This window comes from Actinomadura rugatobispora (assembly GCF_055379765.1).
The window spans coordinates 8233422-8259764 of record NZ_AP029191.1; the positions used below are offsets into that span (position 1 = coordinate 8233422).

General features: G+C 74.1%; 21 protein-coding genes. 19 read left to right on the forward strand and 2 right to left on the reverse strand.

Annotated elements, in window-relative coordinates:
* Positions 1 to 279 precede the first annotated feature (279 nt).
* The 16 genes from ACZ466_RS37000 (at position 280) to ACZ466_RS37075 (ending at position 19223) form a co-directional block, all read left to right on the forward strand.
* On the forward strand, positions 280 to 1998 hold the full coding sequence (locus tag ACZ466_RS37000; protein ID WP_464044037.1) for a peptidoglycan D,D-transpeptidase FtsI family protein: 1719 nt from the start codon (positions 280 to 282) through the stop codon (positions 1996 to 1998).
* A 93-nt stretch (positions 1999 to 2091) separates the two neighbouring features.
* Positions 2092 to 3639: a UDP-N-acetylmuramoyl-L-alanyl-D-glutamate--2,6-diaminopimelate ligase gene (locus tag ACZ466_RS37005; protein WP_378292832.1), complete on the forward strand. Its 1548-nt coding sequence runs from the start codon at positions 2092 to 2094 to the stop codon at positions 3637 to 3639.
* Entirely contained in the window at positions 3636 to 5162 is a 1527-nt protein-coding gene (locus ACZ466_RS37010; RefSeq protein WP_378292833.1) for a UDP-N-acetylmuramoyl-tripeptide--D-alanyl-D-alanine ligase, read from the forward strand. The genes ACZ466_RS37005 and ACZ466_RS37010 overlap by 4 nt, the downstream gene beginning before the upstream one ends.
* Positions 5159 to 6220 carry a phospho-N-acetylmuramoyl-pentapeptide-transferase gene (gene mraY / locus ACZ466_RS37015; protein WP_378292835.1) on the forward strand — a complete coding sequence of 354 codons (1062 nt, stop codon included), beginning with the start codon at positions 5159 to 5161 and terminating at the stop codon, positions 6218 to 6220. Before ACZ466_RS37010 ends, mraY begins: the two co-directional genes overlap by 4 nt.
* Entirely contained in the window at positions 6202 to 7707 is a 1506-nt protein-coding gene (murD, locus tag ACZ466_RS37020) for a UDP-N-acetylmuramoyl-L-alanine--D-glutamate ligase (protein ID WP_378292837.1), read from the forward strand. Before mraY ends, murD begins: the two co-directional genes overlap by 19 nt.
* A 4-nt stretch (positions 7708 to 7711) precedes the next feature.
* Positions 7712 to 8971: a putative lipid II flippase FtsW gene (ftsW, locus tag ACZ466_RS37025; protein WP_378292839.1), complete on the forward strand. Its 1260-nt coding sequence runs from the start codon at positions 7712 to 7714 to the stop codon at positions 8969 to 8971.
* Between the two features lie 115 nt (positions 8972 to 9086).
* Complete coding sequence (gene murG / locus ACZ466_RS37030; protein ID WP_378292841.1) at positions 9087 to 10175, forward strand: undecaprenyldiphospho-muramoylpentapeptide beta-N-acetylglucosaminyltransferase; 1089 nt, start codon at positions 9087 to 9089, stop codon at positions 10173 to 10175.
* A 127-nt stretch (positions 10176 to 10302) separates the two neighbouring features.
* A complete protein-coding gene (murC, locus tag ACZ466_RS37035; protein ID WP_378292843.1) occupies positions 10303 to 11733 on the forward strand; it encodes a UDP-N-acetylmuramate--L-alanine ligase in 1431 nt (476 codons plus the stop codon).
* A 96-nt stretch (positions 11734 to 11829) separates the two neighbouring features.
* Positions 11830 to 12570, forward strand: a complete 741-nt coding sequence (locus ACZ466_RS37040; RefSeq protein WP_378292845.1) for a cell division protein FtsQ/DivIB — start codon at positions 11830 to 11832, stop codon at positions 12568 to 12570.
* 507 nt (positions 12571 to 13077) lie between these two features.
* Entirely contained in the window at positions 13078 to 14586 is a 1509-nt protein-coding gene (gene ftsZ / locus ACZ466_RS37045) for a cell division protein FtsZ (protein ID WP_464041830.1), read from the forward strand.
* A 71-nt stretch (positions 14587 to 14657) separates the two neighbouring features.
* Positions 14658 to 15425, forward strand: a complete 768-nt coding sequence (gene pgeF, locus ACZ466_RS37050; RefSeq protein WP_378287049.1) for a peptidoglycan editing factor PgeF — start codon at positions 14658 to 14660, stop codon at positions 15423 to 15425.
* Positions 15418 to 16179: a YggS family pyridoxal phosphate-dependent enzyme gene (locus ACZ466_RS37055; protein WP_378287046.1), complete on the forward strand. Its 762-nt coding sequence runs from the start codon at positions 15418 to 15420 to the stop codon at positions 16177 to 16179. The genes pgeF and ACZ466_RS37055 overlap by 8 nt, the downstream gene beginning before the upstream one ends.
* Before the next feature lie 91 nt (positions 16180 to 16270).
* The gene (locus ACZ466_RS37060; RefSeq protein WP_378287045.1) at positions 16271 to 16813 is read left to right on the forward strand and encodes a cell division protein SepF; all 543 of its coding nucleotides are present in this window, start codon (positions 16271 to 16273) and stop codon (positions 16811 to 16813) included.
* A gap of 23 nt (positions 16814 to 16836) precedes the next feature.
* Positions 16837 to 17121 (forward strand): YggT family protein, encoded by a 285-nt coding sequence (locus tag ACZ466_RS37065; protein WP_378287044.1) that lies wholly within the window; start codon positions 16837 to 16839, stop codon positions 17119 to 17121.
* 49 nt (positions 17122 to 17170) lie between these two features.
* Positions 17171 to 18103, forward strand: coding sequence for a DivIVA domain-containing protein (locus ACZ466_RS37070; protein WP_378287043.1), 933 nt, complete (start codon positions 17171 to 17173; stop codon positions 18101 to 18103).
* Positions 18104 to 18248: 145 nt separating this feature from the next.
* Entirely contained in the window at positions 18249 to 19223 is a 975-nt protein-coding gene (locus ACZ466_RS37075) for a hypothetical protein (protein ID WP_378287042.1), read from the forward strand.
* A gap of 147 nt (positions 19224 to 19370) precedes the next feature.
* On the opposite strand, the gene ACZ466_RS37080 is transcribed toward ACZ466_RS37075, so the two are convergent.
* Complete coding sequence (locus tag ACZ466_RS37080; protein ID WP_378287041.1) at positions 19371 to 20117, reverse strand: DUF1707 SHOCT-like domain-containing protein; 747 nt, start codon at positions 20115 to 20117, stop codon at positions 19371 to 19373.
* 82 nt (positions 20118 to 20199) lie between these two features.
* Complete coding sequence (gene ileS, locus ACZ466_RS37085) at positions 20200 to 23382, reverse strand: isoleucine--tRNA ligase (protein ID WP_378287040.1); 3183 nt, start codon at positions 23380 to 23382, stop codon at positions 20200 to 20202.
* Positions 23383 to 24358: 976 nt separating this feature from the next.
* Here ileS and ACZ466_RS37090 point away from each other — a divergent pair.
* Genes ACZ466_RS37090 through ACZ466_RS37100 form a run of 3 tightly spaced genes read left to right on the forward strand, consistent with a single transcriptional unit; the run spans position 24359 to position 26339 of the window.
* Complete coding sequence (locus ACZ466_RS37090) at positions 24359 to 24760, forward strand: TraR/DksA family transcriptional regulator (RefSeq protein WP_378287048.1); 402 nt, start codon at positions 24359 to 24361, stop codon at positions 24758 to 24760.
* Positions 24733 to 25410, forward strand: coding sequence for a signal peptidase II (gene lspA, locus ACZ466_RS37095; RefSeq protein ID WP_378287039.1), 678 nt, complete (start codon positions 24733 to 24735; stop codon positions 25408 to 25410). Before ACZ466_RS37090 ends, lspA begins: the two co-directional genes overlap by 28 nt.
* On the forward strand, positions 25410 to 26339 hold the full coding sequence (locus ACZ466_RS37100; protein WP_378287038.1) for an RluA family pseudouridine synthase: 930 nt from the start codon (positions 25410 to 25412) through the stop codon (positions 26337 to 26339). Before lspA ends, ACZ466_RS37100 begins: the two co-directional genes overlap by 1 nt.
* Positions 26340 to 26343 lie beyond the last annotated feature (4 nt).

Consider the following 26343-nt stretch of genomic DNA (forward strand, 5'->3'; position numbering starts at 1 on the left):
GGCAAGACCTCCGCGAGCAAGACCTCCAAGACTTCGGCGGGCAGAACGGGCAGAGGCGCCACCGGCGCGGCCAAGGCCCCGGGCGGGCCGAAGCGGGGCCGGGCCGGCGGCGCGTCCGGCCGCGCGGCGCTCGCCGACCCGGGGCCGCCCGCCCCGCGCCGCACCCGCGCGGACGGCCCGAAGCGCCCGAAACGGCCCAAGCGCCGGAGGGGCCCGGGCGGCGGGCCGCCCGGTCGCAGGCCGCCGCGCCCCCGCGTCCCGTTCCACCGGCGCGACCCGATCAAGCGGCTCAACGTCGGCCTGCTGGTGGTGGCGTTCGTGCTGTCGCTGTTCGCCGGGCGGCTGGTGCAGCTCCAGACCATCGAGTCCGGCTCCTACAGCGAGCTGGCGATCAAGCAGCGGCTGCAGGAGATCGACCTGCCCGCCGGCCGCGGCGACATCACCGACGCGCAGGGCAACCCGCTGGCCATGACCGTCGAGGCCCGCGCGATCTTCGCCGACCCGTACATCATCAAGCCGGAGAAGCGGCAGGCGATCGTCAACGCGCTGGCCCCGACCCTGGGGCTCGACCCGGCGTCCGTGATGAAGACCATCAGCAGGCCCGGCAGCCGGTTCGAGTACCTCGCGCACGGCGTCCGCCCCGACCAGGCCCGGCTGGTGACCGGGTACAAGTTCCTGGGCATCGGCACGCTGCCGGAGTACCGGCGGCAGTATCCGAACGACTCCCTGGCCGCGGGCGTCATAGGGTTCGTGAACGCCGAAGGGAAGGGCGCCACCGGCCTGGAGTACGCGATGAACTCGCAGCTGGCCGGCCGCAGCGGCTGGCAGCGCGTCGAGATCAGCCCCGAGGGCCAGCACATCCCGATGGGAGAGGACCAGAAGCGGCCACCGGTTCCCGGCCGCGGGGTCCGCCTCACGCTGATGCGCGACATCCAGTACCAGGCGCAGCGGGCCATCGAGCAGCAGGTCAAGGCGACCGGCGCGCGCAGCGGCAGCGTCGTCGTCATGGACCCGCGCGACGGCAGGCTGCTGGCCATGGCCTCCGCGCCCGGCTACGACCCCAACGACTACAACGACTCCCACCCCAGCAGGTGGGGCAGCCCGATCGTCCAGGAGGCCTACGAGCCCGGCTCGACCGGCAAGGTCCTCACCGCGGCGGCGGTCATGGAGAAGGGCGGGGTGACGCCGGAGACGGTGTTCACCGTGCCCGACCGGCTCAAGCGCTACGACCGGACGTTCCGCGACTCGCACCGGCACCCCACCCAGCGGCTCACCTTCGGCGGGGTGCTGGCCACCTCCAGCAACGTGGGCACCATCCTGGCCAGCGAGCGGATCACGCAGCAGACCCTCTACCAGTTCCTGCGCGCCTTCGGGTTCGGCGAGAAGACCGGCGTCGGCCTGCCCGGCGAGACCGCCGGGCAGCTGCTGCCGCCCGAGCGCTGGTCGGGCACCGACCGCTACCCGATCGCGTTCGGGCAGACGGTCTCGGTGAACGCGCTGCAGATGGCCAGCGTGTACGCCACCATCGCCAACGGCGGGACGCGGGTGCCGCCGACCCTGATCGAGGGCACGACGGGCGAGGACGGGGCGCTGACCCCCGCGGCGCGCCCCGCGAGCCGGCGGGTGGTCAGCCCCGGCACCGCCCGCGAGATCCGCGACATGCTGGAGGGGGTCACCTCCCGCGACGGCACCGCGCCCAAGGCCAAGATCCCCGGCTACCGGGTGGCCGGGAAGACCGGAACCGCCGAGATCGTCAACCCGCGCTGCGGCTGCTACGACGGCAGCGGCTACACGGCCTCCTTCGCCGGGTTCGCGCCCGCCGACGACCCCCAGCTGGTCGTCCAGGTGGTGCTGCAGGGTCCGCGGAAGGGAAGCCACTATGGTGGCGATGTGGCGGCTCCCGTCTTCAAGGACGTGATGAGCTTCGCGCTGCAGACCCGCAAGATCCCGCCGACGGGGAGCAAACCGCCGATCACCAAGATCTACGCCCGCGACTGAGCGCAGCGAGTACTCTCTCTCGCCGTGAGCCCAGCACCTGTGTCCCGGCCGGCGGCCCCGCCGGCCCCTTCGACCCGTACCGGAAGAAACGCCATGCGCCCGAACACCAACCCGGCCCGTCCGCTCTCCGGGCTCGCGGCGCTGCTCGGCGCCGGCGGCGGGGATCTCGCCGGGGTCGCGGTCACCGGCATCACCCACGACTCGCGGGCCGTGCTGCCGGGCGACCTGTACGCGGCGCTGCCCGGCGCCCGCGCCCACGGCGCCCAGTTCGCCGCGCAGGCCGCCGAGGCGGGCGCGGCGGCGGTCCTGACCGACCCCGCCGGGCGCGAGCGGGCCGGGGCGACCGGGCTCCCGGTCCTCGTCGTCGACGACCCGCGGGCCCTCCTCGGCCGGGCCGCCGCCTGGGTGTACGGCGAGCCCGCCGGCGACCTGACCCTGATCGGGGTGACCGGCACCAGCGGCAAGACCACCACCGTCTACCTGCTGGAGGCGGGCCTGCGCGCCGCCGGGGTGGAGACCGCGGTGGTCGGCACCGTGGAGATGCGCATCCAGGACGCCCGGCTGCCCAGCGCGCTGACCACCCCCGAGTCCACCGACCTGCACGCGATCTTCGCGATGATGCGCGAGCGCGGGGTGGGCGCGGCGGCGATGGAGGTCTCCAGCCACGCCCTGGAGCAGGGCCGGGTCGGCGGCGCCGTGTACGAGGTCGCCGTCTTCACCAACCTCTCCCAGGACCACCTCGACTACCACCCGACGATGCAGGACTACTTCGCCGCCAAGGCCCGGCTGTTCACGCCGGAGTACTCCCGCGTCGGCGTGGTCAACGTCGACGACCACTACGGCCGGGAGCTGACCGCGATCGCGACCGTGCCGCTGACCACCTACTCGGCGGGCGGCGACCCGTCGGCCGACTGGCGGGCCGAGGACGTGCGCACCGGCTCCGACGGCAGCGTGTTCCGGGTGGTGGGGCCGGGCGGCGTGGAGGCCGACGCGGCCGTCCAGCTCGCCGGGCCGTTCAACGTCGCCAACGCGCTGGCGGCGATCGTGGCGCTGGTGGAGGCCGGGATCCCGCTGCAGACCGCGGTGCACGGCGTGGCCGCGCTGCCGGGCGTGCCGGGCCGGCTGGAGCGCGTCGACGAGGGCCAGGACTTCGTCACGCTGGTCGACTACTCCCACAAGCCGGGCGCGGTCGAGGCGGTGCTGACGGCGCTGCGGCCGGTCACCGAGGGCCGGCTGGCGGTGGTGCTGGGCTGCGGCGGCGACCGCGACCGGGGCAAGCGGCCGCTGATGGGCGAGGCCGCGGCCCGGCTGGCCGACCTGGCCTACTTCACCAACGACAACCCGAGGTCCGAGGATCCGCTGGCGATCTTGGCCGCTATGGTCGAGGGCGGGCTGAAGGTGCCGCAGCCGCACCGGGCGCACATCGTGCTGGAGCCCGACCGCGCCGCGGCGATCGAGCTGGCGATCGGCAGGGCCCGGCGCGGCGACGTGGTCGTCGTCGCCGGCAAGGGGCACGAGCAGGGCCAGTACGCGGCGGGCGAGATGCGCCCCTTCGACGACCGCGAGGTCGTCCGGGCGGCGCTGCTGCGCCGCGCCGCCCGTGCGGGACAGGACGTGAGAGGGGACGGGACGCAGGCGTGATCCCACTTCCGCTGTCGACGATCGCGGAGCTGACGGGCGGCGCCCTGGCGGGCGCGTCCCCGCCCGGCGGCCCCGGCGCACCGGACGGCCCGGCCGCGCACGACCCCGCGCCGGGCGACCCGCCGGGCGATCCCGCGCCGGGCGACCCCGCCCCGGGGAACCCCGGGCCGGGGAACCCCGGGCCGGGCGACCCCCTGGTGAGCGGCCCGGTGGTCATCGACTCCCGGCAGGCCGGGCCCGGGGCGCTGTTCGCCGCCTTCCGCGGCGAGCGCGCCGACGGGCACGACTTCGCCGCCGCCGCCTACGAGGCCGGAGCCGCGGCCGTGCTGGCCGAACGCCCGGTGGGCGGCCCGGCCGTGATCGTCGACGACGTCCAGCAGGCCCTCGGCCGGCTGGCCCGCGGCGTGCTGGCCAGGCTGCCCCAGGCCACCGTCATCGGCATCACCGGGTCGTCCGGCAAGACCTCCACCAAGGACCTCATCGCCCAGGTCGTCGAGCGGGCCGGGCCCACGATCGCGCCGCCCGGGTCGTTCAACAACGAGATCGGGCTGCCGCTGACCGTGCTGCGCGCCGACGAGGGCACCCGGCACCTGGTGCTGGAGATGGGCGCGCGTGGGGTCGGTCACATCGCCTACCTCGCCGGGATCGCCCGTCCCGACATCGGCGTGGTCCTGAACGTCGGCACCGCGCACATCGGCGAGTTCGGCGGCCGCGAGGGCATCGCCAAGGCCAAGGGCGAGCTGGCCGAGGCCGTGCCGGCCGGCGGCACCGCGATCCTCAACGCCGACGACCCGCTCGTCGCGGCCATGGCGGCGCGCACCGAGGCCGAGGTGGTGACCTTCGGCCGGTCCCCGGGCGCGACCGTCCGGGCGGCCGACGAGGAGCTCGACGAGGCGGGCCGCCCCCGGTTCACCCTGGTCACGCCCGAGGGCACGGCCCCGGTGGAACTGGGGCTGCACGGCGCGCACGCGGTCGCCAACGCGCTCGCCGCCGCCGCCGTGGGACGCGCCGCGGGCCTGGACGCCGCCACCGTCGCCGACGCGCTGTCGCGGGCCCGCCCGGCCAGCCGGTGGCGGATGGAGGTCACCGAGCGCCCCGACGGCGTCACGGTGATCAACGACGCCTACAACGCCAATCCCGAGTCGACCCGCGCCGCGGTCGACGTGCTGGCCCACATGGCCCGGGGCGGGCGCGCGTTCGCCGTCCTGGGCGAGATGGCCGAACTGGGCACCGGCTCTGTGGCGGAACATGCCAAGATCGGGCAGCATGTCGCGCGCAGCGGCATCGCCGGCCTCGTGGTCGTCGGCGCGAACGCCGCGCCGATGGCCGAAGGGGCCGACCAGGTGGCGTCATGGACGGGAGAGTGCGTACAGGTGGATGACGTCGGCGCGGCGGTGACCGCGCTCAGCGGGCGGCTGCGGCCGCGGGACGTCGTACTGGTGAAGGGCTCTCGCGTCGCCGGGATGGAACGGGTCGCCGAGGCGCTCCTGGCGCGCCCGGGCGGAACGGGTGAGCGCGCGTGACCAACATCATCATCGCGGCCGGGATCGCCATGATCTTCGGCATGGTCGGCACCCCGGTGTGGATCCGGATCGTCAACCGGCTGGGCTACGGCCAGATGATCCGGGAGGAGGGCCCCTCCGGCCACCACGGCAAGCGCGGCACCCCCACCATGGGCGGCACGGTCTTCATCGTGGGGTCGCTGGTCGGCTACGTCGGCGCGCACCTGTTCGACGGCACGATGCCGACGGTGTCGGGAATGCTGGTGCTGTTCCTGATGACCGGGCTCGGCCTGGTCGGGTTCGTCGACGACTACATCAAGGTGTTCAAGCAGCGCAGCCTGGGCCTGCGCAGCGGCGCCAAGATGATCGGCATCATCCTGGTCGGCGTGGTCTTCGCGGTCGCGTCGCTGAACTTCCCCAACGGCTACGACATCACCCCCGCCTCCCCGCACCTGTCCTTCCTCCGCGACTTCGGCCCCTCGATCGGCCCGTACCTGTTCGTGGTGTGGGCGCTGCTGCTGATCGCGGCGATGTCCAACGGCGTGAACCTGACCGACGGGCTGGACGGCCTGGCGGCGGGCCCGGCCGGCATGGTGCTGGCCGCCTACGTGATCATCGGCAACTGGCAGCTGCGCAACAGCTGCTACGACTTCGCGCTGGCGCCCAACTGCTACAGCGTCCGCGACCCGCTCGACCTGGCGGTGGTCGCGGCGGCGGTGCTGGGCGGCGTGTTCGGGTTCCTGTGGTGGAACGCCCCGCCCGCGAAGATCTTCATGGGCGACACCGGCTCGCTGGCGCTGGGCGGCGTGCTGGTCGGGCTGGCCATCCTCACCCGCACCCAGTTCCTGCTGGCCATCCTGTGCGGCCTGATCGTGATGATCACCCTGTCGGTGATGATCCAGGTCGGCGGGTTCAAGCTGACCAAGAAACGGGTCTTCAAGATGGCCCCGCTGCAGCACCACTTCGAGCTGTCGGGCTGGGCCGAGACCACCATCGTCGTCCGCTTCTGGCTGATGTCGGCGCTGTTCACCGCGATCGGCCTCGGCCTCTTCTACCTGGAATGGATGCCGAAGAGTTGAGTTCGACCGGGGGGGAGTGGGCCGGCCGCGCGGTGTGCGTGGCCGGCGCGGGGGTGTCGGGACGGGCGGCGGCCCGGGTCCTGGCCGAGCGGGGCGCCCGCGTCACCGTCGTGGAGGGCCGCGACGGCGACGAGCAGCGCGCGCACGCCGCCGCGCTGGAGGAGCACGCGCGCGGGCTCCCGGACGGCGGCGGGTCGATCACCGTCCGGCTCGGCGACGGCGACACCCTGCCCGGCGGCACCGAGCTGGTGGTGATCTCCCCGGGCTGGCGGCCGGACGCGCCGCTGCCGCGCGCCGCCGCGGCCGCCGGGATCGAGGTGTACGGCGAGGTGGAGCTGGCCTGGCGGCTGCGTCCCGAGGGCGCGGCGCCGTGGCTGGCGATCACCGGCACCGACGGCAAGACCACGGTCGTGCGGATGCTGGCGTGCATGCTGCAGGCCGCCGGGCACGACGCGCTGGCGGTCGGCAACGTCGGCACGCCGATCGTCGAGGCCGTCCTGGAGAAACACGAGGTTGGGGGCGGGCCCCCTTCAGGGGGTCGGAGAAAACGCCGCGTGTTGGCGGTGGAGCTGTCCAGCTACCAGTTGCACTGGTCGAGTTCCCTGGCCCCGATCGCCTCGGCCGTCCTGAACCTGGCGCCCGACCACCTCGACTGGCACGGCTCCATGGAGGAGTACGCCGCCGCCAAGGCCAAGATCTTCCAGCGGTGCGGCACGGCCGTCTACAACGCCGACGACCCCGGCTCCAGCGGCCTGGCCGCCGGCGCCGGGCGGCGGCGGGCCGGGTTCACCCTGGAGGTCCCCGGCCCCGGCCTCCTGGGCGTCGTGGACGAGCTGCTGGTCGACCGGGCGTTCACCGCCGACCCCGAGCGGGAGGCGGCGGAGCTGGCCGCGCTGGGCGACGTGCGGCCGTTCGCGCCCCACAACGTCGCCAACGCGCTGGCGGCGGCCGCCCTCGCCCGCGCCTACGGCGTGCCGCCGGAGGCCGTACGGGAGGGCCTGCGCGCCTTCGTGCCCGACCCGCACCGCATCCAGCACGTCGCCGACGCCGGCGGGGTCACCTACATCAACGACTCCAAGGCGACCCAGCCGCACGCGGCGGCGGCTTCGCTGGCGGCCTACGAGTCCATCGTGTGGATCGCCGGGGGGCTGCTGAAGGGCCTGGAGGTCGACGACCTGGTCCGCTCCTGCGCCCCGCGGCTGCGCGGCGTCGTGCTGATGGGACGCGACCGGGCCCGGATCGCCGAGGCACTCGCGCGACACGCGCCCGATATTCCGGTCGTCGACGTCGCCGACACCGACACTGGGGCGATGGACCGCGTCGTGAACGAAGCCGCCGCCCTGGCCCGTCCGGGCGACACCGTGCTGCTGGCCCCGGTCGGGGCCTCCTTCGACATGTTCGCCAACTACCCGGCGCGCGGCGACGCGTTCATCGCCTCGGTACGGCGCCTGCCCGGCGCCGCCCTCCCCGGCGAGCAGCCCGGCTGACGGCGTGGGCACCGCGCTGCCGTCCGAGGCCGAGCCCGCCGGACGGTCCGGCCCCCGCGAGCGGGTCGCCGCCGCGGTCGGCCTCCTCGACCGCCCGCTGACCTCGTACTACCTGGTGCTGGGCTGCTCGGTGATGCTGCTGACGCTGGGGCTGACGATGGTCCTGTCGGCGTCCCTGGTCAAGCAGATCCAGGAGACCGGCTCGGCGTACACGCTGTTCCAGAAGCAGGCGATCTGGGTGGCGATCGGGCTGCCGGGCATGTGGCTGGCCTCGCGCCTCCCGGTCCGGACGTTCCGGGCGCTGGCCTACCCGCTGCTGCTGCTGTCGGTGGTGGCGCTGATGCTGGTGCTGGTCCCCGGCCTGGGCCGCACGGCCGGCGGCGCCACCCGCTGGATCGACCTGGGCGCGGTCCAGATCCAGCCGTCCGAGCCCGCGAAGCTGGGGCTGGTGCTGTGGGGCGCCGACCTGCTCGCCCGCAAGGAGCGCCTGGGCCAGCTCACCGAGTGGAAACCGCTGCTGGTGCCGCTGCTGCCCGGGGCCGGGCTGCTGGTGCTGCTGGTGATGCTCGGCGACGACCTGGGCACGACGCTGATTCTGCTGACCATCTTCCTGGCGCTGCTGTGGGTCGTGGGCGCCCCCGGCCGGCTGTTCGTCGGCATGGCCGGGCTGGTGTGCCTGCTGGTGGCGATCCTCATCGTCGTCGAGCCGTACCGGATGCAGCGGCTCACCGGGTTCCTGGACCAGTCCGGCGACCCGCTCGGCGCCCGCTACCAGGGAACACAGGGCCTGTACGCGGTCGCCTCCGGCGGCTGGTTCGGCACCGGCCTGGGCGAGGGACGGGCCAAGTGGGACTTCCTCCCGCACGCGGAGACCGACTTCATCTTCGCGATCGTCGGAGAGGAGTTCGGACTGGTGGGTACGCTCGTGGTGCTCAGCCTGTTCGGGCTGCTGGCCTACGCGGGCCTGCGGATCGCCAGGCGCGTCAAGGACCCGTTCACCCGGCTGGCGGCGGCCGGCGCCACGGCCTGGCTGGTGGTGCAGGCGATCGTGAACATCGGGGCGGTGATCGGCGTGCTCCCCATCACGGGGATCCCGCTGCCGCTGGTCTCCTACGGGGGGTCGGCGCTGATCCCCACCCTGATCGCGCTCGGCATGCTGCTGGCCTTCGCCAAACGCGAGCCCGGGGCGCGCCAGGCGCTGGCCGCGCGGGGTCCCGGACCGGTCCCGCGGGCCCTAAGCTGGCTGGGCCTGGCACGGCGCTGAGTCCCCACACCGGGGGTGCCGATCGGCCCGGCGACCGTTCGTCCGCGGGAACGCGGCGCGGGAGGCGGGGCCTGCGGCACCGCCATACGAACATGCTGAGGAGTTGTCAACGAGCATGAGGGTTGTCCTGGCCGGCGGCGGCACCGCCGGACACATCGAGCCCGCCCTGGCTTTGGCCGACGCGCTGCGACGCAACGATCCCAACGTGGGGATCACCTGCCTCGGCACCGAGCGGGGCCTGGAGACCCGGCTGGTCCCGCAGCGGGGCTACGAGCTCGCCCTGATCCCGCCCGTGCCGCTGCCCCGCACCCTGACCCCGCAGCTGCTGACCGTCCCCGGCCGGCTGCGCGGGGCGATCAACGCGGCGGCGTCCGTCCTGGACCAGGCGCAGGCCGACGTCCTGGTCGGGTTCGGCGGCTACGTGGCCACTCCCGGGTACCTGGCGGCGCGCAAGCGCAAGGTGCCGATCATCGTGCACGAGGCCAACCCCAAGCCCGGGCTGGCCAACAAGCTCGGCGCCCGCTTCACCGACCACGTCGCGGTCTCGCACGGCGACTCGCCGCTGCCGAACGCGCGGTTCGTCGGGATCCCGCTGCGCCGCGAGATCGCCACGCTGGACCGGCTGGCGATGGGCGACAAGGCCCGCTCCTACTTCGGGCTGCTGCCCGACCTGCCCACGCTGCTGATCTTCGGCGGGTCGCAGGGGGCGCGCTCGCTGAACCGCGCCGCGGTCGCCACCGCGCCCGCGTTCCGGCAGGCCGGCATCCAGGTGCTGCACATCGTCGGCCCCAAGAACACCGAGGAGCCCGAGCAGATTCCCGGCGGCCCGCAGTACGTGACGATCCCGTACTGCGACCGGATGGACCTGGCCTACGCCGCCGCCGACATGGCGATGTGCCGGGCGGGCGCGATGACGTGCGCCGAGCTGGCGGCGGTGGCGCTGCCCGCGGCGTACGTGCCGCTGCCGATCGGCAACGGCGAGCAGCGGCTCAACGCCGAGCCGATCGTGGCGGGCGGCGGCGGGCTGCTGGTCGACGACGCCGAGCTGACGCCGGAGTGGATCGCGGGCAACCTGCTGCCGGTGCTGGCCGACCCGGCGCGGGTCGCGGCCATGTCGGAGGCGGCCGGGCGGATGGGCCGCCGGGACGCCGACGCGCTGCTGGCGCAGATGGTGTACGAGGTCGTCCGCGGGGGACGCCAGTGAGCGAGCCGGAGGGGCGCGGCGTCGCCTGGACTGACGAGCGAGGGACGAGCGAGGAGGGAAGGCGGCGCCACATGGCGCCGCGGAGGCGAGCGGGGGACGGCAAGAGCGAGGGGACGCGAGCCGGCCGATGAGTCTGATCAGTCCAGGTGAGGTCGTGCCGGCGGGGGAGCTGGGCAGGGTCCATTTCATCGCGATCGGCGGCGCCGGCATGTCCGGCATCGCGCGGATCATGCTCAAGCGCGGCATCGCCGTCTCCGGCAGCGACGCCCGGGACTCCGAGCTGCTGGCCCAGCTGGGCGATCTGGGCGCCAAGGTCTTCGTCGGCCACGACGCCGCGTACCTGGGGGACGCCGACACCGTCGTGGTGTCCACCGCGATCCGCGACACCAACCCGGAGCTGGTGGCGGCGCGCGAGCGCGGGCTGCGCGTGCTGCACCGGTCGGAGGCGCTGGCGGCGCTGATGGCGGGGCGGCGCGCGGTCGCGGTGGCGGGCACGCACGGCAAGACCACGACCACCTCGATGCTGACCGTCGCGCTGCAGCACGCGGGGGCCGACCCGTCGTACTGCATCGGCGGGCAGCTGGTCACCACCGGGCTCGGCGCGGACGAGGGCACGGGCGAGGTGTTCGTCGCCGAGGCCGACGAGAGCGACGGCTCGTTCCTGATGTACTCGCCGGCGATCGCGGTCGTCACCAACGTCGAGGCCGACCATCTGGACAACTACGGCGGCTTCGAGAAGGTGAAGGAGAACTTCGCCCGTTTCGTCGACCGGGTCGAGCCGGGCGGGACGCTGGTGGCGGGCGCCGACGACCCGGTGGCGATGGAGCTGGCGGACCTGGCCCGCGGGCGCGGGCTGGCCGTGCTGACCTACGGGGAGGCGCCGGGCGCCGACCTGCGGGTGGACGGGTTCACGCCGCGCGGGCTGGGCTCCCGGTTCGACCTCGGCGGCGTGGGCGAGGTGCGGCTGGGCGTCCCGGGGCGGCACAACGCGCTGAACGCGGCGGCGGTGGTCGCGGTGGCGCGCGCCCTCGGCATGGACGAGCGGGCGGTGGTCGAGGGCCTGGCGGAGTTCCGCGGGGCCATGCGCCGGCTGGAGCCCAAGGGCGAGGCGGCGGGCGTCGAGGTGTTCGACAGCTACGCCCACCATCCCACCGAGCTCACCGCCGACCTGTCGGCCACCCGCGACTACGTGGAGCAGAAGGCCGCGGCGGGAGGGCCCGCCGGGCGGATCGTGGCGGTGTTCCAGCCGCATCTCTACAGCCGCACCCGGTTCTTCGCGGCCGAGTTCGGCGCGGCGCTCGGGCTGGCCGACGTCGCGGTGGTCCTGGACGTCTACGGTGCCCGGGAGGACCCCGAGCCCGGGGTGACCGGGCTGCTGGTGGCCGAGCGCGTCCCGGACGGCACCGCCTGGGAGTACGTGCCGGAATGGGACGAGGCGGCCGCGACCGCGACCCGCCTGGCCGTTCCCGGCGACGTGGTCATCACGCTGGGCGCGGGCGACGTGACCCGGCTCGGCCCGGAGATCCTCGGCCTGCTGGCCGCCCGCGCCGGCGCCTGAGCCGCGTCCGGGCGCGGCCCGCTCGCGCGGGCGTGATCCCGGGCGGCCCGGCGTGGGGTCCCGGGTTTGGGCGCCGATCACTGTCAAGCTGTGGTCATGACCGAGGCGGGGACGCGTCAACGCAGCAGCACTCCCGAGCCCGCGGCCCGCGACCGGCGTGCCGGCCGGTGGAAGGCGGCGTGCGTCACGCTGCTGGTGCTGGGCCTGCTGGGCACGGTCGCCTGGGTGCTGCTGGGCTCGCGCCTGCTGGTCGTGCGGAACGTGGAGGTGACCGGCACCGCGCTGGCGCCGCGCGACCGGATCGTGGCGACCGCCGGGATCCGGCTGGGGCTGCCGATGGCGCGGCTGGGCACCGGCGGCGTCAAGGCGCGCCTGGAGCGTCTCCGCGAGGTGGAGTCGGCCACGGTGGAGCGGCACTGGCCCGCGACGGTCCGGATCGTGGTGCGCGAGCGGGTGCCGGTCGCGGCGGTGGAGCGCGCCGGGCGGTACTACCAGCTCGACCGGCACGGGGTGGCGGTGGCCGACGGCCCGTCCCGCCCGCAGGGGATGCCGGCGCTGTCGTCGGCCTCGCCCGGCCCGACCGACGCCGCGACGCTGGCGGCGCTGCGGGTGCTGGAGGACCTGCCGGAGCGGCTGAGCGCGCGGGTGTGGGGCGTGGAGGCGCCGTCGCCGGAGTCGGTGACGCTGCGGATGTCGGGCGGCCGGACGGTGGTGTGGGGCCCCGCCGAGCGCTCCGCGGAGAAGGTCCGGCTCGTGGACGCGCTGCAGAAGTCCGCCGCGGGGAGGTACGCGCGGACGATCGACGTCAGTTCCCCGGAGGTCGTCACCACGCGCTGACCGGCCGGGCCGGCCAAGGTGATCAATCCGATCTTTCCGGGACGTGTGGGGCAGCCGATGCGGGGTAGGTCGCAGGGACTCCGTTCCGGTGCGTGTGTCGCGGCGCTTCCGGACGCGCGATGGGGCACGCTGGAACGGCGGTAGCGGCGGACGGACCGGTCGGGAGGTGAATCGGCGGTGGTCGTCACCAACCCGGGCATCTGGTGCTGTGTGCGACACGCCGGTTCCGTTGGCGCGAGGTTAGTTGACCCTGGCGGTAAGCCCGCCCTACTGTCCGTATCAGTCCTCAGGTTGACATAACTGTAAGCCTCAAGTTGAGGGTGAGGGTTTGGGGTGGCGCCGATCACCCCGGCCCGTCCCGAACAGACACAGACATCCAGACAACACACCAGACGGCCGGCACCGGGTACCGGGCACGGCACCGGCGCCGCGGCGGACACGCCGCGGCCGACCGGGCCGCGGACCGGGCCGGCCGGCCGGATAGAGCGAGCGGAAAGGCCCCTCGTCGTGGCAGCACCGCAGAACTACCTCGCGGTCATCAAGGTCGTCGGCATCGGCGGCGGCGGCGTCAACGCCGTCAACCGGATGATCGAAGAGGGTCTCAAGGGCGTCGAATTCATCGCGATCAACACCGACGCTCAGGCGCTGCTGATGAGTGACGCCGACGTGAAGCTCGACGTGGGCCGCGAGCTCACCCGGGGCCTGGGCGCCGGGGCCAACCCCGACGTCGGCCGCAAGGCCGCCGAGGACCACCGGGAGGAGATCGAGGAGGTCCTCAAGGGCGCCGACATGGTGTTCGTCACCGCGGGCGAGGGCGGTGGCACGGGCACCGGCGGCGCGCCGGTGGTGGCCAACGTGGCCCGCTCGCTCGGCGCGCTGACCATCGGCGTGGTCACCCGCCCGTTCAGCTTCGAGGGCAAGCGCCGCGCCATGCAGGCCGAGGCCGGCATCGAGACGCTGCGCGACGAGGTCGACACCCTCATCGTCATCCCCAACGACCGGCTGCTGTCGATCTCCGACCGGCAGGTCAGCGTGCTGGACGCCTTCAAGGCGGCCGACCAGGTGCTGCTGTCCGGTGTCCAGGGCATCACCGACCTGATCACCACCCCCGGCCTCATCAACCTGGACTTCGCCGACGTCAAGTCGGTCATGTCCGGGGCGGGCTCGGCGCTGATGGGCATCGGCTCGGCGCGCGGCGACGACCGCTCGGTCGCGGCCGCCGAGATGGCGATCTCCAGCCCGCTGCTGGAGGCCAGCATCGACGGCGCCCACGGCGTGCTGCTGTCCATCTCCGGCGGTTCCGACCTGGGGCTGTTCGAGATCAACGAGGCCGCCCAGCTGGTCTCCAACGCGGCCGCCCCCGACGCGAACATCATCTTCGGCGCGGTCATCGACGACGCGCTCGGCGACGAGGTCCGGGTGACGGTGATCGCGGCGGGCTTCGACGAGGCACGCCCTACTAGGCCGGCCCCGGAGCCGGAGCGGGACAGACGGCATCCACCGCCGCCGCGCCCCACCCCGCCGCCGCCCGCGGCGCCGTCCAACCCGATCCCCAGCCGGGTCGGCCGTTCGGACGCCTTCGGCTCCGCGCACACCCCGGCCCAGCCGTCCGCGGGCTCGCAGCCGCACCAGTCGGTCGCGCAGGCCGCCGCGGCGCCCGCCCAGCAGCAGTCCCAGCCCGTTCCGGTGCCGCCGCGCCGCCCGGCCGACGACGAGCGGCCGCGTCCCGCCGCGCCGGCCGCCGCCGGCGACGCCTCCGGGGGCGCCGGCCCGGCCGCGCCCGCCGGCGACGACGCCGCCTCCGGCGGCGCCGGCCGCGGGACCGGCGCCGACGGCGGTGCCGCGGACGAGCCGGACGAGAGCCTCCGGCTGCCCGCGCCGCGCAACCCCGAGCAGTCGGCCACCCGCGTGCACGCGGGCGAGTCCGACAGCGGCTCCGCCGCGACCGGGCAGCGCCGCCGTCCCGTCGTGTTCGACGAGGACGACGACCTCGACGTCCCCGACTTCCTGAAGTGACCGTCCACACGCCCGGCACGGCCGGGCCCGCCGGCGGGCCCGGCCCCAGGGTGCCGGCCGGCGGCCACCGCATGATCACGCGCGTCGCGCTGGCGGAGGGGATCGGCGCCGCGTTCACCGCGCGGGCCGGCGGCGTCAGCGAGGGCCCCTACGACTCCTTCAACCTCGGCGGCGCGGTCGGCGACGACCCGGCCGCGGTCCGCGCCAACCGGAGCCGCGCCGAGACCGCCCTCGGCCTCGCCCCCGGCCGCACCGTCTGGATGCGGCAGGTGCACGGCGCCGACGTGCGCGTCGTCACCGGCCCCGACGATGTCGACGGGGCGGCGGACGGCGCCCCCGCGGTCGACGCGCTGGTCACCACCGTCCCCGGGCTGGCGCTGGCGGTGCTGGTCGCCGACTGCGCGCCGGTGCTGCTCGCCGATTCCGTGGCCGGGGTGGTGGGCGCCGCGCACTCCGGGCGTCCGGGCACCGCGCTCGGGGTCGTCCCGGCACTGGTCGCCCGCATGCGGGAGCAGGGCGCCGAGCCCGGCCGGATCTCCGCCGCGATCGGCCCGGCGGCCTGCGGCGGCTGCTACGAGGTGCCCGCCGCCATGCGCGACGAGGTCGCCGCCGCCGTCCCCGCCGCCCGCGCCACCACCCGGGCGGGCACGCCCGGCCTGGACATCCGGGCCGGGATCGTCGAGCAGCTCGCCGGATGCGGGGTGACCGACGTCCAGGTCGACCCGCGCTGCACCATCGAGACCCCCAAGCTCTTCTCCTACCGCCGTGAGGGCCGCACTGGGCGGTTCGCCGGGTATGTCTGGCTCGATGGCGGTGCCGAGCGGTACGCGGATGCCTGACGCGCCGCCAGGGCGCGTCCCCGGCGAGGGGCCCGGGCAGGGTCTCCGGGAGCGGAGCGAGGAGCTGGCGGCCAACCTCGCCGAAGTCCGCGAGCGGATCGCCGCCGCGTGCTCCGCGGCCGGGCGCGACCCCGGCGAGGTCACGCTGGTGGCGGTCACCAAGACCTTCCCGGCCTCCGACGTACGGCTGCTGGCCGGACTGGGCCTCACCGACGTCGCCGAGAACCGCGACCAGGAGGCCGCGCCCAAGGCGGCCGCCACCGCCGGGCTCCCGCTGACCTGGCACTTCGTGGGGCAGCTGCAGACCAACAAGGCGCGCTCGGTGGCGTCCTACGCCGATGTGGTGCAGTCGGTCGACCGTCCCAGGCTCGCCGCCGCGCTGTCGACCGCGGCCGTACGGCTCGGCCGCACACTGCGCTGCATGATCCAGGTCTCCCTCGACGAGCCCGGCCCGGACCGCGGCGAACGCGGCGGCGTCGCGCCCGCCGACGTGCCCGCGCTGGCCGACGCGATCGCGGCGGCCGAGGGGCTGACCCTGGACGGGGTGATGGCGGTCGCGCCGCTGGGCGGCGACCCGCGACCGGCCTTCGAGCGGCTGGCCGGCATCGCCGCCGACCTGCGGAAGGCGCACCCCGGCGCCGATGCCATATCGGCGGGTATGAGCGGTGATCTGGAGCCCGCGATCGGGTGTGGCGCGACACACCTGCGGATCGGTACGGCGTTGCTCGGCGGCCGACAGGCAATCGTCAGGTAATGTCCCCCCCAGTGGTACCTGCCGAAACGGCGGACCACGCAGATGGAGCAGTCCGACGGCGGTGCCGGGGCCACAGGACGACGGAGGGCATATGGCCAGCGCGATGCGCAAGATGGCGGTCTACCTCGGCCTTGTGGAGGACGACCGCTACGACGACAAGTACGACTACGACGAGTACGAGACGTACGACGACGATACCGACCCGGGACAGGGTCGGCAGGGTCGGCTCCGCGAGGAGGAATCCGGCGGTCAGCTTACCCGAGCCGAGGATGCCGCGGACCGGGAACGCGATCATCACGCCTCGCCCGCCGCCGAGCGGCGCTCGGTGGCGCTCTACGAGTCGGGTACCACCGACCTCGCGCGAATCACTACGCTGCACCCAAGGACCTACAACGAGGCAAGGACCATCGGGGAGCACTTCCGTGAGGGGACACCCGTCATCATGAACCTGACCGAGATGGTCGACAGCGACGCCAAGAGGCTGGTCGACTTCGCGGCGGGTCTGGTGTTCGGCCTGCACGGGAGCATAGAGCGTGTTACGAACAAGGTGTTCCTCCTGTCACCCGCCAACGTCGAGGTGACGGCGGAGGACAAGGCCCGGATGGCAGAACGAGGGTTCTTCAACCAAAGCTGACAGGCACATGTGAGAGTGGCTCCGTGACAATCGTAGGAACCGTGCTGGCGTTCGTCCTCTACATCTTCCTCCTGTTCCTGATCGGGAGGCTGATCCTGGAGGTCCTGCAGTCGTTCGCACGGTCATGGCGTCCCACCGGAGTGGTGCTGGTGATCGCCGAGGCCACCTACACCATCACCGATCCGCCACTGAAACTCCTGAGACGTTTCATCCCGCCCATCCGTCTGGGTAACGTGGCGTTGGACCTCAGCTTCACTGTCCTCATCCTTGTGGTCTGGGTCATGATCATCTTCGTGCAGAGGCTCTGATCGGATACCGTCCTTTGGGACAGACTCCAAGCGCGCCAAGGAGACGAACATGCCGCTGACACCCGCCGATGTGCGGAACAAGCAGTTCAGTACCACCAGGCTGAGGCCGGGGTACGACGAGGAGGAGGTGGACGCCTTCCTCGACGAGGTCGAGGCCGAGCTCGACCGCCTCATCCAGGAGAACGAGGAGCTGCGGGCCAAGCTCGCCGAGTGCCTGCGCGGCAAGGTCCCCGCGATGGCCGCGCCCATCGTCGAGCCCAAGCCGGACGTGGCCAAGATCCCCGAGCCGCCCCGGCCGCCCGAGCCGATGCAGCCGCAGCCCGAGCCCGAGCCGGCGCTCGGCGGCGGGCTGGGCATGGCCCCCGCGCCCTCCGGCGAGGACAACATGGACACCGCGGCGCGCGTGCTGGCGCTGGCGCAGCAGACCGCCGACCAGGCGATCGCGGACGCCCGCCGGGAGGCCGACGAGACCCTGGGCCGCGCCCGCCGCGAGGCCGAGGAGATCCTCGGCAAGGCCCGCCGGCAGGCCGACCAGATCGTCAGCGAGGCCCGCTCCCGCGCCGAGGCCCTCGACCGCGACGCCCAGGAGCGGCACCGCCAGGTCATGGGCTCGCTCGTGCAGCAGCGCGAGGAGCTCGAGCGCGAGGTCGACAACCTGCGCGCGTTCGAGCGGGAGTACCGCAGCCGCCTCAAGGTCTACCTCGAGGGGCAGCTGCGCGACCTGGAGGCCGGAAGCACCGAGACCGGAGGCTTCCCCGCCGTCCCCGCCGCCCCGGCCGGGCAGCAGGTCGGCCCCAGCGGCCCGCCGACCGGTCCGCAGCCGGCCATCCCGCACGACAACCGCAACGGCGCCGCGGGCGGCAACCCCACCGGCCCCGGAACCTTCCCGCCCCCCGAGCCGGCCCAGCACCAGCAGGTCCAGCACTCGGCCACCGGCGCGTTCCACGCGGGCGGCGACAACCCGCCGCACGAGAGGCGCTGAACCAGCCCTCGCGGACGATAGTGTCGTCCCGTTCGCCGCGCCGCGGATGGCACCGCCGCCATCCCGGCGGCGTTTCGGAGCATCGGCGGTGGCCCCCGGCCGTGGACGGCACGGGGGATGCGGGCTGTGAAGGGGGAGAGACCCTGTGATCATCCTGAGCGGCGTCCTCGTCGTCGTGGCGATCGCCCTGCTGGTGGCGGGGATCGTCGCGGGCAACGGAGAGAGCGCCCAGGTCCTCGGCCTGGACGCGCTGGTGGTGATCTACATCTCGATCGCCGTCAGCGTCGTGTCGGCGCTGTGCCTGGCCATCGGGGTCTTCCTGAGACGCAAGGAGCTGTTCGGCTCCGGCGCACCGGCCGCCAAGAGGACCCGGCAGCCCGCCAAGCCCAAGGGCAAGAAGAAGCCCGAGCGCCCCGCGGCCCGCTCGAAGACCCCCGCCCCGCCTCCCGGCGACGACACGGTGCGGATCCAGCCGCCGTCCGCCGAGGTCCCCGACGACGCCGTCGTGTACGTGGTCCGCGGCCGCAAGCGCTACCACCTCGACACCTGCCGCCAGCTGGCGGGACGCGACCGCGAGGAGCTCACCTACGCGGAGGCGAAGGAAGAGGGCTTCAGCCCCTGCACCGCCTGCATGCCCGACACCGCCCTGGCGGCCCGAGCCGCGGTGACCGTCCCCGCGGGCAAGACCGCCGCCAAGACCGCCGAGATCCCCGTCCCCGCCGACTCGCCCCCGGACCCCCTCTCCAAGCCGGAGACCAAGGCGTCCGGTGTAACCGAGGCACCGGCGGACGAGACCTCGCCCCTCCGCGCCGACCCGCCGGCCACGAGCCCCGCGCCGGCCCGCGAGCCCGAGGCCGGATCCGGCCACCCGGCCGAGCCCACCGCCCCGCTCCCGTCGGCCTGGCCCGCTCCGGCGACGGCCGCCGACATCCCCGCGGAGAGGACCCCCGGGGACGACGTGACGGTGCGGATCCTCAGCGGCACCAAGCGCTACCACCGCGTCGACTGCGCCCTGATCGAGGACATCGGCGACGAGACCGAAGACCTGGAGTCCGTCTCCCGGGCCGAGGCCAAGACCCGAGGCTGCACCCCCTGCCTCGTCTGCCAGCCCGATGCGTGACGCGTAACATCCTCCGCTTGGCCGCGGCCGCGCGGAGCGCCGCTTCGGGGGATCACTCGCCCCGCAACAGCCGCAACGGCGACCGCCGAACACTGTCCGGCCCGTAGCGGAGCGCCAGCGGAGTGGAGGGTCGCCCCTCCACAATGACTAGCGTGACTCTCGTTGGCGGCGTAGGTGTTCGCGGCGTTGGTCTCGGAGTTGCCGGATCTGCTCGCGGTGGTCCTCGCGCATCTGGAGGTGCTGCTGGTGCAGGCTGTGGCGTTCGCGGCGGTGGTCGGCGCGGGTGGTGCCCATCTCGCTGCGGCTCGCGGTCACGCCGCCGAACAGGGCCGTTCCGTTGAGGCGGATGACCGGGGCGTCCGGGGAGTCGGTGTCGTCTTCGGGGAGGTCCACGCCGCCGAAGACGGCGGAGATGGAGCTCACCAGCCGTACGCCCGGGGGGACGGTGATGTCCACGCCGCCGAAGACGCAGGTGATGGTGAGGGTGACCTCGCGCTGGGAGAGGACGGCCTGGCGGAAGTCCAGCTCGGCGCCGCCGAAGACGCAGGTCACGGTGGTCTCCGGTTCGACGAGCCAGCGGCCGCGGCGCTCGGCGCCCGCGAAGACGGCCACGACGGAGGGCGGCTGCGGTTCGGGCGGCGGCAGGCTCGGTTCCTTCTCCAGTCGCACCCGTGGTTCGGGGGCGGCGGGCAGGTCGCTGAGGACGGGCTCCAGGTCGGCGTAGGTCTTGGCGCGGTAGACCACGTCGATGCGCTCGGCGTGTTCCTCCGGGGTGATGCGCCCTTCGGCCAGGGCCTCCCGGAGACGGTCCGAGACCCGGTCGCGGTCGGCGTCGGAGGCGCGCAGCGCCGATCCCGGGTCCGGGGCCGGTTCGGAGGGCTCGTTCGCGTTCACGCCCTCCATCATCGCAAACGCGATGTGTCTCGAATAGGGCTTCGGCGGCATTCGTCGTGCGAATGCCGCCGAAGCGCCCCGGTCAGCTCTTGCGGAGCCAGAAGGTCAGGCCGAGCTCGTCGTCCTGCAGAGCGGGCAGGTCCAGGTCGGGCCGGCCCTCCCGGACGCTCGCGGCCAGGACCTCGCCGGCCAGTTCGGACTCGTGCGCGCGCAGCGCCTCGGCGAGGTCGTCGCCGGCGGCCCGCCACCACAGCTCGATCCGGTCGGTGACGTCGAGCCCCGAGGACTTGCGGCCGTCCTGGACGAGCCGCACGGCCTCGCGGACCAGCCCGGCGCGCCGCAGTTCGGGCGTGACGGTCAGGTCCAGCGCGACGCTCTCGCCGCCGGCGCTCTCCACCGCCCAGCCGGTGCGCGGCCGCTCGGTGACGATCACCTCGTCCGGGGAGAGCGCGACGGCGCCGAGGTCGCCCGCCTCGACCGTGACGGTGCCGTCGGCGCGCAGCGCGGCTACCAGCCCGGCGGCGTCGGCGCCGGTCACCGCCTTGGCCACCTTCGGGGTGTCCTTGGCGAACCGCTTGCCCAGCTCGCGGAAGTTGGGCTTGACCTCGTACTCGACCAGGTCGCCGCCGATCGTGGAGAGCTCCTCGAACGCCTGGACGTTCAGCTCCTCGGCGATCTGGGCGCGCAGCTCGGCGGGGAGCGCCGCCCAGCCCTGGGCGCCCACCAGGGCGCGGCCGAGGGGCTGCCGGGTGCGGACGCCGCTGCCCGCCCGCGCGGCCCGGCCCAGCTCCACCAGGCGCCGGACGAGGGCCATCTGGGACGACAGCGTCGCGTCCAGGAGGTCCTCCCGGACGGTGGGGAAGTCGGTCAGGTGGACCGACTCGGGGGCGTCGGCCGGGCGGATGACGTTCCACATGTAGTCGGTGAGGAACGGCACCATCGGGGCCATCAGCCGTGTCAGGGTCTCCAGGCACTCGTAGAGGGTGGCGAACGCGGCGGCGCCGCCGGGAGTGTCCGGGCCCTCCCAGAACCGCCGCCGGGAGCGCCGCACGTACCAGTTGGACAGGTCGTCGACGAACTCGGCCAGCCGGCGCCCGGCCGCGGCCGAGTCGAACCCGTCGAGGGCGCCGTCGACGTCGCGGACGGTGCGGTGCAGCTCGGCCAGGGCCCAGCGGTCCAGCAGGGGCCGGTCGGCCGGGGCGGGCGCCTCGGCCATCCGGTCGGGGGTCCACGCGCGGCCGTCCTGGGCCTCGGCCGCGTTGGCGTACAGGACCAGGAACGAGGCGGTGTTCCAGTACGTGAGGAGCACCTTGCGGACGATCTCCTCGATGGCCCCGTGCCCGACCCGCCGGGCCGCCCACGGCATGCCGCTGGCGAGCATGAACCAGCGCAGCGCGTCGGCGCCGTGCTCGTCCATCAGCGGGATGGGCCGCAGCACGTTGCCCAGGTGCTTGCTCATCTTGCGGCCGTCCTCGGCCAGGATGAGGCCCAGGCAGAGGACGTTCTCGTAGGACGACCGGTCGAAGACCAGCGTGCCGACCGCCATCAGGGAGTAGAACCAGCCACGGGTCTGGTCCTGGGCCTCGCAGATGTACTGGGCCGGGTAGGAGGATTCGAAGACCTCCTTGTTGCGGTGGGGGGCGCCCCACTGCGCGAACGGCATCGACCCCGAGTCGTACCAGGCGTCGATGACGTCGGGCACGCGCCGCGCCTCCTCGCCGCACTGGGGGCAGGGCAGCGTGACGTCGTCGACGTAGGGGCGGTGGGGGTCGAGCTTGGACAGGTCGCGCCCGGCCAGCTCGCCCAGCTCCTCGAGAGAGCCGACGCAGGTGATGTGGTCCTCGTCGGCGCCGCACACCCACAGCGGCAGGGGGGTGCCCCAGTAGCGGCTGCGCGACAGCGACCAGTCGACGTTGTTGCGCAGCCACTCCCCGTACCGGCCCTCCTTGACGGTCTCGGGGAACCAGTTGGTCTTGGCGTTCTCCTCCAGCAGCCGGTCCTTGACGGCGGTGGTGCGGATGTACCAGGACGGCAGCGCGTAGTAGAGGAGCGGGGTGTGGCAGCGCCAGCAGTGCGGGTAGCTGTGGTCGAAGTGGCCGCCGCGGAACAGCAGCCCCCGGGCGCGCAGGTCGTCGGTCAGCGCCTCGTCGGCGTCCTTGAAGAACTTGCCGCCGACCAGGGGGACGTCCCGCAGGAACCGGCCGTCGGGGCCGACCGGGTTGACGATCGGCATGCCGTAGTTCTTGCACACGGTCATGTCGTCGGCGCCGAACGCGGGCGCCTGGTGGACCAGGCCGGTGCCGTCCTCCACGGTGACGTAGTCGCCCAGGACCACGTAGTGGGCGTCGGGGATGTCGACCAGGTCGAACGGGCGCCGGTAGGAGGTGCGCTCCAGCTCGGTGCCCTGGAAGGTCGCCAGCCGCTCGGCGCCCTCGCCCAGGACCTGGTCGAGCAGGGGCTCGGCCACCACGAGCACCTCGTCGGAGCCCGCGGGGCGGGCGGCGACGTAGGTGACGTCGGGGTGCACGGCCACCGCGGTGTTGGACACCAGGGTCCAAGGGGTGGTCGTCCAGATGAGGAGGGCGGCGCCCAGCTCGGCCAGCGGGCCGGAGGTGGCGGGCATCCGCACGTACACCGAGGGGCTGGTGACGGTCTCGTACCCGCCGGGCTGGCCCAGCTCGTGGTCGGACAGGCCGGTGCCGCAGCGCGGGCAGTACGGCGTGATGCGGAAGTCGCGGAACAGCAGCCCCCTGTCGAAGATGACCTTCAGGGACCACCAGACGGACTCGACGTACTCGGGGTCCATCGTGCGGTACGCCTGGGCGGTGTCGGCCCAGAAGCCCATCCGCTCGGACATCTCCTCGAAGGCGTCCACGTGCCGCAGCACCGACTCCCGGCACCGCGCGTTGAACTCGGCGATGCCGTAGGACTCGATGTCGCGCTTGCCGGTGAGGCCCAGCTCCTTCTCCACGGCCACCTCGACCGGCAGGCCGTGGCAGTCCCAGCCGGCCTTGCGGGGGACGTGGTAGCCCTTCATGGTGCGGTAGCGCGGGAAGACGTCCTTGAACACCCGGGCCTCGACGTGGTGGACGCCGGGCATGCCGTTGGCGGTGGGCGGGCCCTCGTAGAACAGCCAGCGGGGGCCCGAGGCGGTGCGTTCCAGCGACCGCTCGAACACCTTGCCGTCCTGCCAGCGGCGCAGCATCTCCCGCTCCAGGGCGGGCAGATCGACCTGCGCGGGCAGGGGCGGGAATTTGCGGGTCACGGGACGGACCTCCGGATCGACGCGTACGGCACGTGGACCGGAGGGACGAGACCTCCGCCAGGCGCTGGGCCGGGCCGGATCCCGCGGTACCACCCTCCTTGACCGCGCCGGAAGGGCGCGATCCGCTTCGTTCGAGTCTCGGCTGCCGGGTCTACTGCGCCGGCCCGGCTCCCGGCGGGCCGGCCCCGAGGGCGGCTTCCGGTGCGGTCCGGCGGTTCTTCCGGCGGCTCCGGGGTGATCAGACCGCCGGGCTCGCCTCCGGGCTCGCACCGTCCCCGGATCGCTCGTGGCTGCTTGCGGCGGCAGGTGTCCCCGTCAAGGCCTGCCGACATGACTGCTCGCTGAGAGGTTAACGCACCACCGCGCAAAACTCTTCCCATTTCAGCGGCGGCGGGCGCCCCGGGGAGCGTTTCGACGCAGGTCACGGCGCAGATTGTGGCGGTCGGGGGGTTCTCGGCGCGCCGTCACGGGGCATATGCGGCCTGTGATGCACCCAGGTTGTTTGCCGTGCCGCGAAAGGGGACCTATGCTGCCCGCACTGCCTGTCGAGAAGATCAGCGCGAGAGGGGCCGACATGGCCGGCGCGGGGAGGGGCGAGCCGTCCGCCGCCCGTATCACCGGCTCCCAGCCCACGGGCACCGGGAGCGGCGGCGATCCCGTCGACGCCGCCGCCGGCACGGGCGCCGGGAAGGGCGCCGCGGCACGCCCGGCCGCCAAGCGCTCCAAGGCCGCCGAGCCCGCCGAGGCGAGCAAGCCCGCCGCCAAGCCGGCCAAGTCCGCGGCCAAGGCGCCGGCCGCCAAGCGCGGAGCCGCGCCCCGGTCGAAGGCCGCCCGCGACGCGTCCGCCCGGGACACGTCGCCGAGGGAGGACGGCGCCGCGCCGGACGCCCCCGAGGCCGTTCCCGCGCAGGAGCACCGGGTCAGGAGGGCGGCGCCGTCCGCCGAGACCGGATCCGCCCGCACCGGCGGCGGGACGGTGGCGGCCAAGGCGGCGACCCTGCCCGTCCGCGAGGGCGAGGACCGCTGGACGGCCGCCGAGCTGGCCGGGGTGCGGGCCGCCCTGGAGGAGCAGATCGCCGGCCTGGAGGCGGAGATCACCGCCTCCACCACCCAGATCGCCGAGGGCGACAACGCCGACGGCGCGGGGGACGACCAGGCCGACACCGGCGCCAAGACCTACGAGCGCGAGCACGAGCTGGCGCTGACCTACAATTCGCGTGACCTGCTCGCCCAGTCCGAGCGGGCCGTCCAACGGATCGACGCGGGCACGTACGGGATCTGCGAGTCCTGCGGGAAGCCGGTAGGCAAGGCGCGCCTGCAGGCCTTCCCCCGTGCGACGCTATGCGTGTCATGCAAACAACGCGAGGAACGTCGCTGAACGACGCAACCAACTACGAGAGCGAGGCCGGGGGATCTGCCGGATCACCTCGGCCGCGCCGTGTCGGCGTACTGATCACGGTCGCGCTGACCGCCCTGGCCCTGGACGTGGTCACCAAGATCGTCGTGGTGGCCACGCTGCAGGACCGCGAGCCGATCGAGCTGCTGGGCGGCCTGCTGACGCTGCGCGAGACGCGCAACAGCGGCGCCGCGTTCTCCATCGGCACCGGCTACACGGTGGTGTTCACGCTGATCGCCTGCGGGGTGGTGATCGCCATCCTGCGCACCGCCCGCAACCTGCGCTCGGTGCCCTGGGCGGTGTGCCTGGGCCTGCTGCTGGGCGGCGCGGTCGGCAACCTGATCGACCGGATGCTGCGCGCCCCCGCCCCGCTGAAGGGGCACGTGGTCGACTGGATCGAGGTGCCGAACTGGCCGGTGTTCAACCTGGCCGACTCGGCGATCGTCTGCGGCGGCGTGCTGGCGGTGCTGCTGGCGGCCCGCGGGCTGCAGATCGACGGCACCCGCATCGGCGGCAAGGAGTCCCGGGACGCCGAGGACGCCGAGGACTCCAAGGAACCCGACGGCCCCAAGGGCTCCGACGGCGACGGCCCCGGTGCCGACCACGACCCGGCGCCTGGGGAGAAGGCCTGATGGGGGACGTGCGCAGCCTCCCGGTCCCCGACGGCCTGGAGGGCGAGCGGATCGACGCGGCCCTGGCGCGGCTGTTCGGGCTGTCCCGCAGCCGGGCCGCCGACATCATCGCCGCGGGGGACGTCCTGCTCGACGGCAACGAGGTGGCCAAGTCCGACCGCGTGCACGGCGGCGCCTGGCTGGAGGTGACGCTCCCGCCGCCGCCGACCGCGCCCGCCCCGGTGGCCGAGCCGATCCCCGGCATGGGGATCCTGTACGAGGACGACGACATCGTGGTGGTCGACAAGCCGACCGGCGTCGCCGCCCACCCGACCACCGGCTGGAACGGCCCGACCGTGCTGGGCGGGCTGCTGGGGGCCGGGCACACGGTGGCCACCGGCGGCGCCGCCGAGCGGCAGGGCATCGTCCACCGGCTGGACGCCAACACCACCGGCGCGATGGTCGTCGCCAAGAGCGAGCTCGCCTACTCCCGGCTGAAGCGGGCGTTCAAGGAGCGCACCGTCGACAAGCGCTACCAGGCGCTGGTGCAGGGCCACCCCGACCCGTTCCGCGGGACGATCGACGCCCCGATCGACCGGCACCCCTCGGGCGACGGCCGGTTCGCCGTGGTGGCGGGCGGCAAGCCGTCGGTCACCCACTACGACACGGTCGAGGCCTACCGGGCGGCGACCCTGCTCGACATCGACCTGGAGACGGGCCGCACCCACCAGATCCGGGTGCACATGTCGGCCGTCCGGCATCCGTGCGTGGGCGACATGGCCTACGGGGCCGACCCGACCCTGGCCGCCCGGCTGGGGCTGCGCCGGCAGTGGCTGCACGCGGCGCGGCTGGGCTTCGAGCACCCGGCCACCGGCGAGCGGGTGGAGTTCGAGAGCCGCTACCCCGACGACCTGGCCCGCGCGCTGGAGATCATCGAGGCCGAGTCGTAGCCGC

What these genes read in the sequence shown, in the direction of transcription:
- ACZ466_RS37055 (WP_378287046.1), top strand. Translation starts at nt 15,418, where the DNA reads ATGCCTGACGCGCCGCCAGGGCGCGTCCCCGGCGAGGGGCCCGGGCAG.
- murC (WP_378292843.1), top strand. Translation starts at nt 10,303, where the DNA reads ATGAGTCTGATCAGTCCAGGTGAGGTCGTGCCGGCGGGGGAGCTGGGC.
- ACZ466_RS37060 (WP_378287045.1), top strand. Translation starts at nt 16,271, where the DNA reads ATGGCCAGCGCGATGCGCAAGATGGCGGTCTACCTCGGCCTTGTGGAG.
- ACZ466_RS37070 (WP_378287043.1), top strand. Translation starts at nt 17,171, where the DNA reads ATGCCGCTGACACCCGCCGATGTGCGGAACAAGCAGTTCAGTACCACC.
- ACZ466_RS37005 (WP_378292832.1), top strand. Translation starts at nt 2,092, where the DNA reads ATGCGCCCGAACACCAACCCGGCCCGTCCGCTCTCCGGGCTCGCGGCG.
- ACZ466_RS37040 (WP_378292845.1), top strand. Translation starts at nt 11,830, where the DNA reads ATGACCGAGGCGGGGACGCGTCAACGCAGCAGCACTCCCGAGCCCGCG.
- murG (WP_378292841.1), top strand. Translation starts at nt 9,087, where the DNA reads ATGAGGGTTGTCCTGGCCGGCGGCGGCACCGCCGGACACATCGAGCCC.
- ACZ466_RS37100 (WP_378287038.1), top strand. Translation starts at nt 25,410, where the DNA reads ATGGGGGACGTGCGCAGCCTCCCGGTCCCCGACGGCCTGGAGGGCGAG.
- lspA (WP_378287039.1), top strand. Translation starts at nt 24,733, where the DNA reads ATGCAAACAACGCGAGGAACGTCGCTGAACGACGCAACCAACTACGAG.
- pgeF (WP_378287049.1), top strand. Translation starts at nt 14,658, where the DNA reads ATGATCACGCGCGTCGCGCTGGCGGAGGGGATCGGCGCCGCGTTCACC.
- murD (WP_378292837.1), top strand. Translation starts at nt 6,202, where the DNA reads ATGGATGCCGAAGAGTTGAGTTCGACCGGGGGGGAGTGGGCCGGCCGC.